The sequence below is a fragment of the Asticcacaulis benevestitus DSM 16100 = ATCC BAA-896 genome, assembly GCF_000376105.1.
Classification (GTDB): Bacteria; Pseudomonadota; Alphaproteobacteria; order Caulobacterales; family Caulobacteraceae; genus Asticcacaulis; species Asticcacaulis benevestitus.
Genome location: NZ_AQWM01000007.1, coordinates 39,491 through 52,844 on the forward strand (window position 1 = coordinate 39,491; position 13,354 = coordinate 52,844).

Sequence of the window (13,354 nt, forward strand, 5' to 3'; positions counted from 1 at the left end):
CTACTTCGCCAGCCTCATCCAGGGCCCATAGGTCAAACACCGCCAGCCCCACTCGAACGGACCATAGCGGAATACCGACATCCAGACCGTGCTGACGACAAGCTGGCCGATCCAGATGCCCACCACGATTGGCACTAGCGCCGCGTGGTTCATCTCGCCGAACCAGCCACCGAATCCCAAAATGCCGCGCCCGCCGTAGAAAAGCCCCGTCATGATCAGCGACTGCATCAGATAATTGGTGAAGGCCATGCGCCCGGCGCAGGCCAGCGGATATAGCAGCCATGCGCCCAGCCGCATCCGTCCCAGCAGGATCAGCGCGCTCGCATAGCCCAGCGCCACCGGCACGCACAGGAGATTGTTGGCCACGGCATAAAGACCGAAAATCTGCGGAAACGGAAAAGCCTGCTTCATGATCACATAAGACTGCCAGCCGATCAGGCACAGACAGATGGCCGCAACCGTCATCAGGATCATATAGGTCCGCGTGCTGGCGTCACCGCTCAGAATGCCCGCCTTGAACAGGCCAAGGCCCACCATCATCAGGCCCAGGGTCGTCGGCATATAGCCCAGGATCTCGGCGAATTCGCCCTGCGCCCACACCTCGGCATTCTGCGCCAGCGAGTCGAAGAAGCCGCCGCGCATCCGGGCGATCAGCGGGCCAAAATCAGCCGCCGTTTCCGTCGCCACATCGCCGGCCAGTTGATGCCAGATATTCGGTCCGAGCAGCAGCGCCTCGCCTGCCAGAAACAGCAGGCCGCCCCAGATCAGCAGCTTGCGCGCCGAAGCGTCCTGCCAGCGCCAGAAGACAAAGCCGGTCAGGGCATAGGAGAGCAGGATATCGCCGTGCCAGATCAGCGCACCATGGATCAGACCAAACACCACAAGCCATGACAGCCGGCGGAACAAGGCGGTGCGGTAGGCAGGTTGGGCAGAATCACGGTCGCGCCCGACCAGATAGAGACTGATCCCGAACAGCAGGGTGAAGCCGGTGATGAACTTCTCTTTGAAGAAGGTCTCGGTCAGCCACCAGACGATCAGATCGTCATGGCTGAGCGGCACCGGCGACAGGCGCGGCAGCACATAGACATCGAACGGCTGGGCGAAGGTAATGGCGTTGACCAGCAGAATGCCGAGGATGCTCAGGCCGCGCAGGTAATCGAGCGACCTGATGCGCGCGTTCATTGCGCTTGGGGCATGCGCTTCAGCGCCAGGCTTTGCAGCAGGATCGCCGAGGGCACGGCCAGCGACATCTGAGTCAGGAACAGCATGATGCCGACCATGGAGAAGGTTTTGAGCAGCTCAGCACCCCAGCCATAGCCATCGACGAAGACCAGCTTGATCAGGGCGGCGGCCGTGCCGAGCGTGACAACAAACAGGGCATACATCAGCACGCCGAGCGTGGCATGCAGGCGCGACGGCGGCAGCGAAATCTTCCACATCACCAGAACACAGACCATCCAGGTCAGGGCCAGGGTCATCTGGCGCTGGGTTTCCTCGACGGCGTTGGGATCGCCCCACAACACGCGGGTGACAAACCAGCACAAGCCATGCAGGCACAGGGCCGCGATGGCGGATATGATCATCCAGCGCATTTCAGGCTGGCGATAGCTGAGCCCCGGAGTGTTCATGTCTAGCGCGTCGGCACCGGCTTTTCGCCGCGATAATCATAGAAGCCGCGCCCGGTCTTGCGGCCGAGCCAGCCGGCCTCGACATATTTGGTCAGCAGCGGGCACGGGCGGTATTTCGAATCGGCCAGACCGTCATAAAGCACGTTCATGACAGCGAGAACGGTATCGAGACCGATAAAATCGGCCAGTTCGAGCGGGCCCATTGGATGATTGGCGCCGAGCTTGAGCGCCGTATCGATGGCCTCGACCGTACCTACGCCTTCATAGAGCGTGTAGATCGACTCGTTGATCATCGGAATCAGGACGCGATTGACGATAAAGGCCGGAAAGTCTTCGGAATTGGCGGTGATTTTGCCAAGGCTCTTAGCGAACTCGACGGCGATTTCGTAGGTGCCGGCATCGGTAGCGATACCGCGGATGATCTCAACCAGCTTCATGATCGGCACCGGATTCATGAAGTGCAGGCCGATGAACTTGCCGGGACGGTCGGTGGCGGCGGCCAGGCGAGTGATCGAGATCGACGAGGTGTTCGATGCCAGCAGGGCTTCGGGCTTCAGGTGTTCGCACACCGCCTTGAAGATGGCGTTCTTGACCTCTTCGCGCTCGGTGGCGGCCTCGATGACGAGATCGCAGTCCTTCAGGTCCGAGATGGCGCCGGCGGGCATCAGCTTCGAAAGCGCGTCGGTGGCCTGAGCGCTCGTGATGGCTTCCTTCTCGACCAGACGGTTCAGCCCTTTTTCGGTACGGGCAAGCGCGGCCTTCACGGCATCGGCGGAGGCATCATAGAGCAGGACATCGTAGCCGCCCTGCGCACAAACCTGGGCGATCCCCGCCCCCATCTGGCCGGCACCGATAATGCCTACGGTTTTAATGGTCATGCTGTCCGCCTTACCTGAATCTGTCGTTCATATGGAGATAGTGCGCAGCCCGGCGCAAGGCAATACGGAAAAGGGATGCGCCACAAACTTGTCCCTCCCCGAACACGTCGGGGAGGGACAAAGAGAGTTAACCCAGCGCCTTCATCAGATCGGGCACGGCGGTTTTGTAATCGGCCACCAGACCATAGTCGGCGACCGAAAAGATCGGCGCTTCCGGATCCTTGTTGATGGCCACGATCACCTTTGAGTCCTTCATGCCCGCCAGATGCTGGATCGCGCCGGAAATGCCGACGGCGATATAGAGCGCCGGCGCCACAACCTTGCCGGTCTGGCCAACCTGATAGTCATTGGGGGCGTAACCAGCATCAACCGCGGCGCGTGAGGCACCAACAGCCGCGCCGAGCTTATCGGCCAGCGGATCGATCACGGCGTCGAATTCTTCTTTCGAGCCGAGCGCACGACCACCGGAGACGACAATCTTCGCCGCGCCCAGTTCCGGACGGTCGGAGACGACCTTCTCTTCCGAGATAAAGCGCGTGCCGGCCTTGGAAGCTGGCGCGGCGACGGTTTCGACCGTCGCTGAACCGCCTTCCGCTTCCGCCGCCGCCTTGAAAGCGGTGGTGCGGACGGTCATGACCTTCTTGGCTTCCGAAGTCTGGACGGTTTCCAGCGCGTTGCCGGCATAGATCGGGCGCACGAAGGTGTTGGCGTCGACCACTTCCATCACATCGCTGAGCAGAGACACATCGAGGAGCGCGGCGACACGCGGGGCGAAGTTCTTGCCTGCCGACGAGGCCGGAATGGCGACGACGTCATAGTTCGCAGCGAGGCCGGTCACCAGGGCGGCAACGTCTTCGGCGATATCCTGCTTGAGGTCGGCCGACTGGCTGAGCAGCACCTTGCGGACGCCGCTCAGTTTGGCAGCGGCATCGGCGATCGATTGCACGCCGTCGCCATAGACCAGCACATCGACATCGGTGCTCAGTTGCAGGGCGGCGGTCAGAGTCTTGTTGGTGGTGTCGCGGAGGTGGGCGCCGTCGTGATCGGCGATAACGAGAACGGCCATATTACAGAACTCCTGCGGACTTGAGATTGGCGACCAGTTCGGCGGCGTCGGCCACCTTGATGCCGGCGGTACGCTTGGGCGGCTCGGTCACTTTCAAAACTTTCAGACGCGGCACCACATCGACGGCGTAGTCGGTGATCGCCTTGATCTCCAGCGGCTTCTTCTTGGCCTTCATGATGTTGGGCAGCGAAGCATAGCGCGGCTCATTGAGGCGCAGATCGGTGGTGATGACCGCCGGCAGCTTGACACCGAGGGTTTGCAGACCGCCGTCGACCTCGCGGGTGACGTGCGCTTCGCCGTTTTCGACCACAACCTTCGAGGCGAAGGTGGCTTGCGGCCAATCAAGCAGGGTGGAGAGCATCTGGCCAGTGGCGTTGTTATCGCCGTCGATGGCCTGCTTGCCCATGATGATCAGGTCGGGTTGCTCAGCCTCGGCCACAGCTTTCAGCAGCTTGGCGACGGCCAGCGGCTCGATATCCTGATCGGTCTGGATCAGGATGCCGCGATCGGCACCGATCGTCAGTGCGGTAATGATGGTGTCCTTGGCCTGCGCAGGCCCGATGGACACCGCCACGATCTCGGTGGCAATACCCTTTTCCTTCAGGCGGACGGCTTCCTCGACCGCGATCTCATCGAACGGGTTCATCGACATCTTGACATTGGCCAGATCGACACCCGACTGATCCGCTTTCACGCGAACCTTGACGTTGTAATCCAGCACCCGCTTCACCGGGACCAAAATCTTCATGGCATTTAACCTCTGCAATAATTTTTCCGCCTGCCCTGAATAACGTCAGGAACGGCGTGATCGGTTGGCGACTAAGTGACGATCCGCGTTCGCAAAGTCAATCTCCCAAAGCCGCTTTCGGGGACTTTTGCAGGCGCTTTCGCCATCGAAAGTGGTGATTTTCAATTGCCCTCATGTCGCGTTTGGCGCATAAAGGAGTACACCCATCTTTACGTTCGCGTCAAGTTACACTTATCAAAACGCTCCGGATCGCCCATGCCCAGCCAGATCGGCAAACTCAAATATGTGTTCGTGCTTCTGCTCGGCCTCATCAGCGCCAGTATCCTGGCCTATAGCTGGCTTTACAGCATCCCGAACAAGAAGTGTGAAGCGGCCGAAGGCTGGTTCTCATGGAAGTATCGCAAATGCTATGCGCCGATCGCCATCTCGACCATCACCGGCCGCAGGCCGGGCGAACCGGTCAAGGTCGATTTCCACGACGATGCACGCAAGGCCAGCAATGCCCGCGCCGTCAGGCAAGCTGATGCTCCTGCCGAAGCCGCGACCGCTTCTAAATAATCAGGGCCTTGCAATGTCGCATTTCAGGACAGGCACCTTGGCCTGCGCCTGATCGATGCGGGCGCGATAATAGCCGCACGTCACCTGATCATCCTTGGCGCCGACCTTGGTGACGCTATAGCCATCGAGCAGCACCATGGCCTCTGCATTGGTGACATCGCTGAGCCCCGCCTTATCGAGCTTGCCGAGGAAATGCACCTTCGGCGTGGCAAGATTGGCGACGACCTTTTCCTGACCCAGGTCGATCTGGCGAAGCTGGTTGGCCTTGGGCCGCGCGGCTTCGGTCGGGTAGCCATAATAGGAAACGTCGAGCACCAGGTTCGTGCCCTGTGCTTTCATGCGCGCCAGGGCGGCAGGGGTGATTTCGAACGACGCGTCGAAAGCGCTGGCCGGGTCCGGCGCGAAATCACGTCTGGCACTGCCGCCATCGGCCTTGTGGCCGTCACAACCGATAAGCGTCAAACACGAAAAGGCAAAAAGCGTGGCGGTGAAGGTTTTCGACATCGTTTCCTCAAAAGCTATTTAGATGGCACCCATAGCACATCGGCGCGCCCCTGATCGTTAGCATGGCGCGCCAGCACGAACAACAGGTCGGACAGACGGTTGAGGTATTTGACGACCTCCGGCCCGACCGCTTCACCCTCAACTTTTAAAAGCGTGACACAATCCTGCTCTGCCCGGCGGGCGATGGTGCGCGCCATGTGGAGATGCGCACTCAGAGGCGATCCGGCGGGCAGGATGAACGACGTCAGAGGCGCGATCGGCTCATTATAAGCATCCAGCGCCTCTTCCAGCGCGGTTACCTGATGCGCTTTGATGCGGATGGGGGGCCACGAGATATCATCCGAAGGTGTGGCGAGATCGGCGCCGAGATCGAACAGGTCGTTTTGCACCCGCGCCAGCAGGGCATCAAGGTCAGGCCGGGCGGCGCTATAAAGCCGCACCAGTCCGATAGCAGCATTGGTTTCGTCCACGCTACCGATCACGACCAGACGCGGATCATTTTTCAGGCGGCGCGAACCGTCGGCAAGACCTGTGGTGCCGTCGTCACCGGTGCGGGTATAGATTTTGTTGAGCTTGACCATGCGGCCTCAGTAACAGGCAGCGCCGGATTCGCCAAATCTCATTTGGACAGCAGCTTTAAGAAGAATGCTGTGTCGCCCAGACGGTCAGGAGCAGCAGGACAATAGCGACGGCCTGCAACAGCACCCGCAGACGCATCAGCTTGTTGGACCAGTTTTCACGAAACGTACCGCCGCGCACGAGGCTGAATAGGCCGATCCCCAGAACGACCAGCACAGAAAACATCGCCACGAGGGCCAAGGGAAGCAGAATGTCGCGCATGATGCTCTATCGCCTTTTTATAGCCAAAAGTCGAGATTTTTATAGAAAGCCACGACGGAACTCGTATTGCCGATCGTTAAAAGCCTTGGTTTGTGCGTACTTCATGACAACGTATAAAATAACACTAGCGTCCATTGTAATAGGCCAAACCGTATACTAAGTAGGGAGCAAGGCCGGATAGCCCTTCCCTATAGGTAAACTTTTTGTGTTTCGAGTAGAAGCGTATGTATGAACTCCCCAAGACTTTAGCCACCCCCGTGAACCGTGAGGAGGCACCCGTGCCGCTCGGCAGCCGCGCCAAATCTAAAGAACGTAATCGCCTCAAGATTCTTGACTCGGCGACCCAGCTTTTCCGCGAACGCGGCTTTGAAGCGGCGACCCTGCGTGACATCGCGCGCGGCGCAGGTCTTTCAACAGGCGCCCTGTTCGCAAATTTCGCCGACAAGAACGAGATTTTCCTGACGGTGATCGAGAGTGAGAACGTACGTGTGGTCAGCGCCATGCGCGAGGCCCACGATGATAAGCTCGATCTGGTGTGCCGCCTGCACAAACAACTCCTGCGCGGCTACGAAGTGGCCCAGAACAATGCCCGCCTGATCCTCTCGGCCTTTGTCATGAAATGGAGCCAGGGCGCTTCGAACGTCAACGACGTGGCCCGCATGAGCGACATGATCCGCTTCGTCCTGCTCGATACGCTAAAAGCGGCCCAGGCTCGCACGGAATTGCCACAAAAAGCCGAACTCGACTGCGCCTCGCTGATCCTTGAGGACCTGTGCTTCGCCAATATGCGCCGCGCCTTTCAGGCCACCGATGAAACCGGCGGCTTCGATCTTGACGCCATGAGCAAGAACCTGACGATTCAGGTCAATATGATTGTTTTGGCGCTGAAAAGCGCCTGATCTTGACCTAAATGGCAGGTTTCAAAACGGCGGGCATCTCTATGTCCGCCGTTTTTGTTATCCGGCTCTGGACGAGCATAAACATCGCGCCCACCATCAACGCGCCGACAGGTATATGCGTCATGTCGGTCAGGCCGCGCGCCAGCGCCGGCAGTAAATACAGTCCGACGCACACCATCTTTTCCCATGGCCGAAACCGCTGGTGCGCGCCTTGCACGATCAGCCAGGCCAGCGGCAGCGCGAGCAGCATCAGATCGTAATTCACCAGGAACGGGCTGAGAAGCAGGGTGACGGACACCAGCAAGGCGCCCAGAGACAACGCATCGGGCCGGTAGCGGCGTATGATAAAGACCGACCACGTCAGGCCCGTCAGGGCAATAAGGGCATGGCCGGCATAGGCTACCCCGTTCGGAAGGCCGATGAGCTTCAGGCCTGCAAAAGCGCTTTGCATAGCCGAGGTCTCGACCAGGCCCTTGTCCAGGGTTTCGCGGGCCAGATGGCTATCGGCGAAAAAGGCCATATAGCCTTCCTGACCCACCACGAAGAAGGCCGCCAGCGACAGGGCAGCGGCGCTGAAAGCGGCAGCGAAAAAGGTTTTCCAGCGCCCGTCGGCCGCCAGAACAAACGGAATGGCGATGGCCAGTTGCGGCTTGATCACCAGCAGGCCGAACACCAGTCCGGAGAGCACCGGCGCGCGCTGCAACAGCAGGCAACCGCCCGTCATAATGGCCGCAGTCAGGGCGGCGTTTTGCCCGCAGGCAATGTTCATCCACAGGCCCGGAAAGGCCATCAAAGGCAACCAGACGCCCGTGATATCCGGCATCATGCGCTTCATCCACAGGTGCAGCAGCTTGACAGCGGCCAGAGTCGTGGTCGCCATGGCCACCACGACTGACCAGCCATAGGTCAGAAGGGCCAGAGGCAGGCAGACCAGCAAATAGGCCGGCGGATAGAAGAAAGCCCAATAGCCATTCAGTTGACGATCGAAGACCGTGTCTTGCGCGGCCTTGTGCAGCTCCGGCCGCCACGCATCTGCGGCATGACCCGCGAGGGCCAGTTTGGAGGCGGTGTAGAAGCTGATATAATCGCCGCCGAACGGCACCCCGAACCTGTCGATCAAGCCATCCCCCGTCACCAGACGCGTGACAATCGGCAGAATACCGATCAGCACGAAGGCGATCAGGGCGTAGAGACGTGCGCTTCTGGCGTTCAGCCAGTCGGCGTCACGAATCTGGGATAAGTGGTTTGAGAGGGCCAAAAGCGGGTCTCCGGCAGCAGGAACCGGCACCATGACATTAAAAGCTCAAATGGCGGTTAAGACGTCCACTTTAAGGTCGTGGCCTTCACCGGATTGACGAACGGGCGCTTTTCAGCGCGCGACTGCATCCATTCGCGCTTGATCTGCTGATACCATTTGGCCTGGGTGTCGGCGTCATCGATCCAGATCAGTGACCTGTCGTATTTCAGGCCCTCATTCTGCAGATTGACCATGTTACCGTCCTGTTTAAGGAAGGCCTTGGCGCCGAAGCGGAACAAAGGCGCTATAAAGCGGAAGAGGCCGTGATCCGACCAGAAGATCTGTGTGATGCGCGTCCTGTTGTCGTCAATCGGCGTCAGGCAGGTCAGGCCCAGAACCTGCTGCGTGCCGATCTCGATATGCTCATAGCGGATGCCCGGCAGACGGAAGGTGATCTCGGTGGCCGGCGCGCCCCCAAGGATCTTGTAGGCCCGGCTGTTGGATGAGGGCTTGTGGCGCACCATCGAGAAACCGAACTCGCGCGGCTCGAACTGCTTGATCTTGGAAAGCTGCTTCTTGGCCGAGCGCCACCACCACTGCTGATGCACATAGGGACCGTGCGCCGGGTCCATCAGGCCCACGACGGCGTGGTCGATATGGCTGTCGAAATCCATAGTCTCGACGATAATAGGTTTGCCACCTACCACACCGGGAAGAATAGGCGGCTCATGATCAGGCTCGGCGGGGCGGCGCGGATCGGCGGTGATATAGATCCAGACAATGCCCTGTTGCTCGCGGATGGCGTAGCTGCGCACGCGGATTTTTTCGACATCCATAGGCTGATCGGCGGTCAGTGACGGGATGCTCTTGCAGGTGCCCTGCGTGTCAAAGGTCCAGCCATGATAGCAGCACTGCACGACGCAGCCACCGCCCTTGCCATCGCGGACCATCTCGCCGGCGGATAAGGGTGCGGCGCGGTGCGGACAGATATCGCGCACAGCGTAGGCGTGGCCATCAAGATCGCGCGCCAGCAGGACGGGTTCGCCAAGGATAACATAACGTTGCAGCTTACCGGCCACCAGATCTCCGGAGAGCGCGGCAAACCACCAGCAATCCTTCAGGAAGCCCTGTCCGAAGGCGATTTTTGCAGAGGTGGCAGGGGCGGCTTGATCAGGCATGGGGCATCTTCGGCTGTGACAGTATCGGCAATATAGATAGCATAGCCCGAAACCGCAAACAGCGCGACATTTTCGCACTGCGGCAAAAAATGCTGCCCCCTACCTCGCCAATATCAACGATATCTGTTTGGCCACCTGCACCCCATGCGCCGCCGCGGTGGTGACGCACGGATGCCAGTAGTTCGTGACCTCGCCGCACGCATAGACGCCAGGGACGCTGGTTGCGCCGAAGCGATCGACATCTATATAGCCGTCCAGCCGTCGCAGGTCCAAGCCCTCAGGCACCACCGCCTCGAAGCCATACATGACGCCAAACGCATCGAACGATTCGCCATTGACCGTCATGCCGACCTGATCCGCCGTGTAATCGCCGATAACAACGCGCACATCGGTGATCATGTTCTGCAACAGCTTCTGCGCGCGCGGAGCCTTGCGAGAGACAATCGTCACCTGGCCACCGCGATCGCGCACAAACCGCGCCTGATCAAAGGCGTTATCGCCGCCGCCAAGGATGGCGACCTTGCGGCCCCTCACCTCCAGCGCCTCCATCGCCGCGCCCGGCCCAATAGCGACATTAGCGGCCGGTCGAAATCGGCCGGCGCGCGGCGTCGAGCCCGTCGCCAGGACGAGATAGGGCGCGAACAGAAAGCCCGCGTCCGTCTGCATCGCCAGACCATCTTCGGACACCCAAAGTGCCGGCGTATTGATGCGCACTTCAACGCTTAAAGCATCAGCATGGGCGGCAAGGCTGGCGGCGACCTCCTGGCCGGTGCGGCCCTGCACCCCCGGAATCCACAGATTCTCATAGGGGCTGCGCGTTTGCAGTCCGCCCAATCGATCGGAGGCTTCGAGGAGCACAGGCGCCAAACCTAACTTTTTCAGCCAGATGGCGCACGACAGGCCCGCCGGTCCGCCACCGATAATGATCACATCTCTGTTTTTGTTGCCGCTCATGCGTAAGTCCTGAATCACGGGCATAGTTTATGCAGGAAAATCCTTCGCGGCCCGTCTTTTTCTCAAAATGAGCCGTATAAAAAAGCAATGTCCTTGTTCAGGTTTGGATAAGACACGTATTGTATAAGAATGTTACAGGCCACGTTTCATCACCCCATGAACCGGCCCAAGTGGAGGATAAGGTTGTGAGACTGTTGTGCGTTGAAGACAATTCGACCCTGCGCAAGATGATCGATCTCATGTTGGCACCGACCGGTATCGACGTCGATTTCGCCGCCGATGGCGTTGAAGCCGTCGAAGCGTACCAAATCAACGAATATGACGCCGTCCTCATGGATATGGAAATGCCGGTGATGTCGGGCATCAAGGCGGTGAAGGCCATTCGTCAGATGGAAGACGGCCACAACCTCGGCTACACGCCCATCCTTTTTCTGAGTGGTAATGAAAGTGCCGAACATGTCGATCAAGGCTTTGAAGCTGGCGGCGACGGTCATCTCAGCAAGCCCTTCACCACCGAAGCGCTGATTGGCGCGCTCGATGGCGTGTTGCGCTCCGCCAACCGCCATGGCCTGCAGGCGTGGCGCTAAAGGGCGTTAAAGATTGGGCGCTAAAAATACCCCCAAATCCAACACATTAGCCGCCAATAACCCACCGGTTAGCAATTCGTTCTTGTAAAACGCCTGAAAAGGGCTCATTTGCGCCCTGCGCAGACTGTCTGCGTGTTCCCGGTCACTGTATCCGACCGCGCGAAGCGCCCAGGCGCCCGGCGCGCTCAAGCAGCGGAGCGGTAGCGCACATTTAAAAAGGAGTGGTAGTATGGGTTATCGGGTCGCCGTAGTCGGCGCCACCGGCGCTGTGGGTCGTGAAATGATGACGATCCTTGAAGAAGTGAACTTCCCCGTCACAGATATTTACGCGGTCGCTTCGCGTAAATCGGTGGGTATTGAGATTTCCTTTGGCACAAAAACCCTGAAATGCCTCGACCTCGAAACATTCGACTTCACAAAGGTCGATATCGTGCTGATGAGCGCCGGTGGCGACGTCTCCAAGGCCTGGTCGGAAAAGATCGGCAAGCTCGGCCCCATCGTTATCGACAATTCGTCGGCCTGGCGCATGGATCCGGACGTGCCTCTGATCATTCCGGAAGTGAACCCGGATGCGGTCTGGCACGCCAAGAAGAAGAACATCATCGCCAATCCGAACTGCTCGACCATCCAGATGCTGACGGTTCTGAAGCCGCTACACGATGCCGCGCAGATCAAGCGTATCGTCGTTTCGACCTACCAGTCGGTGGCCGGCGCCGGCAAGGCGGGCATGGACGAACTGTGGGATCAGACCAAGGCCATCTACGGCATGGGCGACAAGACCCCTAAGAAGTTCACCAAGCAGATCGCCTTCAACGTCATTCCGCACATCGACGTCTTCATGGAAGACGGCTCGACCAAGGAAGAGTGGAAGATGGTCGTGGAAACCCACAAGATCATGGACCCGACCATCGAGGTCACCGCCACCTGCGTGCGCGTGCCGGTGTTCGTCGGCCACTCGGAATCGATCAATGTCGAGTTCGAGAGCCCGCTCGATGAGCGCGAAGCCCGCGAGATCCTGCGTGAAGCCCCCGGCGTCGCCGTGGTCGACAAGCGCGAGCCCGGCGGCTACATCACGCCGATCGAAGTGGTCGGCGAGTTCGACACCTACGTATCGCGCATCCGTAACGACCCGACCGTACCCTATGGCCTGAACCTTTGGTGCGCTTCGGACAACCTGCGTAAAGGCGCGGCGCTCAACGCCGTGCAGATCGCACAACTGCTCGACGAGCGCGGTGTTATCGTTTCCGTAGACGCTTAAATTTCACAAATCGTGATGTTTGAAGCCGGCGGAACCAGATGGTTCCGCCGGCTTTTTCGTTTTGCTCTGAGGAACTTAAAGGTGCCTCTGGCACTTTCTTTTCTGGATATACGTCCATGCCTACGCTTACCTCACGGCTCAGTTCCCCGATCAGCCTGGCCATCTTCTGTTACCTGATCTGGGGCTTCGTGCCGCTGTTCTACCTGCCGATTCATGCCTTTGGCGGTGGCGCGCTTGAGATCATCGCCCATCGTTCGGTATGGGCGCTGGTGTGGGCAGGCGGCCTCGTCTTCCTGACGAAGCAATGGCCCGATGTCTTCGCGGCCTTTGCCTCAGCGCATCTGCGCACCATGTTGCTGATCACCTCGATTCTGGTAGCGACCAACTGGGGCGTCTATGTCTGGGCGGTGACCAACGGCCACACCATCGAGTCCTCGCTTGGCTATTATCTCAACCCGCTATTGAACATGGCGGCCGGCGCGGTGCTCTTCAAAGAGCGCCTCGATAATTGGGGCAAGAGCTCCATCGCACTGGCAGCCGCAGGCGTTGTTATCCAGGCGTTCGCCATCGGCCATGTGCCGTGGATTGCCCTGACCCTGGCGGTGACCTTTGGCTCCTACGGCATCCTGCGCAAGCAACTGGTCGTGCCGGCGCTGGCGGGCCTGTTCGTCGAATGCGCCTATCTCTTTCTGCCGGCGCTGATCTATCTGGTATGGTTTGAATCCCACGGACAAGGACACTTCTTTGTGCCGTCACAGGCCTTCTGGTTCATCCTGACCGGCCCCATAACCGTGCTGCCGCTGGCGCTCTTTTCCTATGTGGCGCGCAGGCTGCCGCTTTCGACCATGGGCTTTATCCAGTTTATTGGCCCGACCAGCACACTGGTCATCGGCCTGTTCCAGGGCGAGCCGTTCACCCTGCTGCGCGGCGTGTCATTCGCCTTTATCTGGGCTGGCGCGATGGTGTTTGCGTTTGGGGCGTGGAGACGGTTGAAGGCGATCAAGGTGGCTGCAATTTAG

General features: G+C 59.4%; 16 protein-coding genes. 5 read left to right on the top strand and 11 right to left on the bottom strand.

The annotated features are described in order from the left end of the window. The 5 genes from B060_RS24225 to B060_RS0110355 all read right to left on the bottom strand — a co-directional run bounded on the left by B060_RS24225 (position 1) and on the right by B060_RS0110355 (position 4,320). Positions 1-1,182 (bottom strand): DUF418 domain-containing protein, encoded by a 1,182-nt coding sequence (locus B060_RS24225; protein ID WP_018081708.1) that lies wholly within the window; start codon positions 1,180-1,182, stop codon positions 1-3. Continuing rightward, positions 1,179-1,628 carry a hypothetical protein gene (locus tag B060_RS0110340; protein ID WP_018081709.1) on the bottom strand — a complete coding sequence of 150 codons (450 nt, stop codon included), beginning with the start codon at positions 1,626-1,628 and terminating at the stop codon, positions 1,179-1,181. The genes B060_RS24225 and B060_RS0110340 overlap by 4 nt, the downstream gene beginning before the upstream one ends. A gap of 2 nt (positions 1,629-1,630) precedes the next feature. After that, positions 1,631-2,506: a 3-hydroxybutyryl-CoA dehydrogenase gene (locus tag B060_RS0110345; protein WP_018081710.1), complete on the bottom strand. Its 876-nt coding sequence runs from the start codon at positions 2,504-2,506 to the stop codon at positions 1,631-1,633. A gap of 127 nt (positions 2,507-2,633) precedes the next feature. Beyond that, complete coding sequence (locus B060_RS0110350) at positions 2,634-3,572, bottom strand: electron transfer flavoprotein subunit alpha/FixB family protein (RefSeq protein WP_018081711.1); 939 nt, start codon at positions 3,570-3,572, stop codon at positions 2,634-2,636. A 1-nt stretch (position 3,573) separates the two neighbouring features. Then, positions 3,574-4,320 (bottom strand): electron transfer flavoprotein subunit beta/FixA family protein, encoded by a 747-nt coding sequence (locus tag B060_RS0110355; protein WP_018081712.1) that lies wholly within the window; start codon positions 4,318-4,320, stop codon positions 3,574-3,576. 255 nt (positions 4,321-4,575) lie between these two features. Between B060_RS0110355 and B060_RS24230 the strand changes: the two genes are divergently transcribed. Then, positions 4,576-4,878 carry a hypothetical protein gene (locus tag B060_RS24230; protein ID WP_018081713.1) on the top strand — a complete coding sequence of 101 codons (303 nt, stop codon included), beginning with the start codon at positions 4,576-4,578 and terminating at the stop codon, positions 4,876-4,878. Here the strand turns inward: B060_RS24230 and B060_RS0110365 are convergent, their stop codons facing one another. From B060_RS0110365 to B060_RS0110375, 3 genes are read right to left on the bottom strand one after another with little or no spacing between them, the layout of a single operon-like run. Further along, positions 4,879-5,382 (bottom strand): hypothetical protein, encoded by a 504-nt coding sequence (locus B060_RS0110365; protein WP_018081714.1) that lies wholly within the window; start codon positions 5,380-5,382, stop codon positions 4,879-4,881. A 14-nt stretch (positions 5,383-5,396) separates the two neighbouring features. Further along, positions 5,397-5,963, bottom strand: a complete 567-nt coding sequence (locus B060_RS0110370) for a cob(I)yrinic acid a,c-diamide adenosyltransferase (protein WP_018081715.1) — start codon at positions 5,961-5,963, stop codon at positions 5,397-5,399. 55 nt (positions 5,964-6,018) lie between these two features. Next, complete coding sequence (locus tag B060_RS0110375) at positions 6,019-6,222, bottom strand: twin transmembrane helix small protein (RefSeq protein ID WP_018081716.1); 204 nt, start codon at positions 6,220-6,222, stop codon at positions 6,019-6,021. A 224-nt stretch (positions 6,223-6,446) separates the two neighbouring features. Here B060_RS0110375 and B060_RS0110380 point away from each other — a divergent pair, with 224 nt between their 5' ends. Beyond that, positions 6,447-7,121 (top strand): TetR/AcrR family transcriptional regulator, encoded by a 675-nt coding sequence (locus B060_RS0110380; RefSeq protein WP_236621557.1) that lies wholly within the window; start codon positions 6,447-6,449, stop codon positions 7,119-7,121. A gap of 7 nt (positions 7,122-7,128) precedes the next feature. On the opposite strand, the gene B060_RS0110385 is transcribed toward B060_RS0110380, so the two are convergent. The 3 genes from B060_RS0110385 to B060_RS0110395 all read right to left on the bottom strand — a co-directional run bounded on the left by B060_RS0110385 (position 7,129) and on the right by B060_RS0110395 (position 10,490). Then, positions 7,129-8,379, bottom strand: a complete 1,251-nt coding sequence (locus tag B060_RS0110385) for a glycosyltransferase family 87 protein (protein ID WP_157405631.1) — start codon at positions 8,377-8,379, stop codon at positions 7,129-7,131. A gap of 56 nt (positions 8,380-8,435) precedes the next feature. Then, a complete protein-coding gene (locus B060_RS0110390; RefSeq protein ID WP_018081719.1) occupies positions 8,436-9,536 on the bottom strand; it encodes an aromatic ring-hydroxylating oxygenase subunit alpha in 1,101 nt (366 codons plus the stop codon). A gap of 99 nt (positions 9,537-9,635) precedes the next feature. Beyond that, positions 9,636-10,490 (bottom strand): NAD(P)/FAD-dependent oxidoreductase, encoded by an 855-nt coding sequence (locus B060_RS0110395; protein ID WP_018081720.1) that lies wholly within the window; start codon positions 10,488-10,490, stop codon positions 9,636-9,638. A gap of 185 nt (positions 10,491-10,675) precedes the next feature. Here B060_RS0110395 and B060_RS0110400 point away from each other — a divergent pair, with 185 nt between their 5' ends. From B060_RS0110400 to rarD, 3 genes are all read left to right on the top strand, one after another. Then, positions 10,676-11,077 (top strand): response regulator, encoded by a 402-nt coding sequence (locus B060_RS0110400; protein WP_155847607.1) that lies wholly within the window; start codon positions 10,676-10,678, stop codon positions 11,075-11,077. A 229-nt stretch (positions 11,078-11,306) separates the two neighbouring features. Beyond that, positions 11,307-12,335, top strand: coding sequence for an aspartate-semialdehyde dehydrogenase (locus B060_RS0110405; protein ID WP_018081722.1), 1,029 nt, complete (start codon positions 11,307-11,309; stop codon positions 12,333-12,335). A 116-nt stretch (positions 12,336-12,451) separates the two neighbouring features. Further along, the gene (gene rarD, locus B060_RS0110410) at positions 12,452-13,354 is read left to right on the top strand and encodes an EamA family transporter RarD (protein ID WP_018081723.1); all 903 of its coding nucleotides are present in this window, start codon (positions 12,452-12,454) and stop codon (positions 13,352-13,354) included.

Coding starts and splice junctions, on each gene's coding strand:
- B060_RS0110340 (WP_018081709.1), bottom strand. CDS start 1,628: ATGAACACTCCGGGGCTCAGCTATCGCCAGCCTGAAATGCGCTGGATG.
- B060_RS24225 (WP_018081708.1), bottom strand. CDS start 1,182: ATGAACGCGCGCATCAGGTCGCTCGATTACCTGCGCGGCCTGAGCATC.
- B060_RS0110395 (WP_018081720.1), bottom strand. CDS start 10,490: ATGAGCGGCAACAAAAACAGAGATGTGATCATTATCGGTGGCGGACCG.
- B060_RS24230 (WP_018081713.1), top strand. CDS start 4,576: ATGCCCAGCCAGATCGGCAAACTCAAATATGTGTTCGTGCTTCTGCTC.
- B060_RS0110390 (WP_018081719.1), bottom strand. CDS start 9,536: ATGCCTGATCAAGCCGCCCCTGCCACCTCTGCAAAAATCGCCTTCGGA.
- B060_RS0110355 (WP_018081712.1), bottom strand. CDS start 4,320: ATGAAGATTTTGGTCCCGGTGAAGCGGGTGCTGGATTACAACGTCAAG.
- B060_RS0110380 (WP_236621557.1), top strand. CDS start 6,447: ATGTATGAACTCCCCAAGACTTTAGCCACCCCCGTGAACCGTGAGGAG.
- B060_RS0110375 (WP_018081716.1), bottom strand. CDS start 6,222: ATGCGCGACATTCTGCTTCCCTTGGCCCTCGTGGCGATGTTTTCTGTG.
- rarD (WP_018081723.1), top strand. CDS start 12,452: ATGCCTACGCTTACCTCACGGCTCAGTTCCCCGATCAGCCTGGCCATC.
- B060_RS0110345 (WP_018081710.1), bottom strand. CDS start 2,506: ATGACCATTAAAACCGTAGGCATTATCGGTGCCGGCCAGATGGGGGCG.
- B060_RS0110405 (WP_018081722.1), top strand. CDS start 11,307: ATGGGTTATCGGGTCGCCGTAGTCGGCGCCACCGGCGCTGTGGGTCGT.
- B060_RS0110365 (WP_018081714.1), bottom strand. CDS start 5,382: ATGTCGAAAACCTTCACCGCCACGCTTTTTGCCTTTTCGTGTTTGACG.
- B060_RS0110350 (WP_018081711.1), bottom strand. CDS start 3,572: ATGGCCGTTCTCGTTATCGCCGATCACGACGGCGCCCACCTCCGCGAC.
- B060_RS0110370 (WP_018081715.1), bottom strand. CDS start 5,963: ATGGTCAAGCTCAACAAAATCTATACCCGCACCGGTGACGACGGCACC.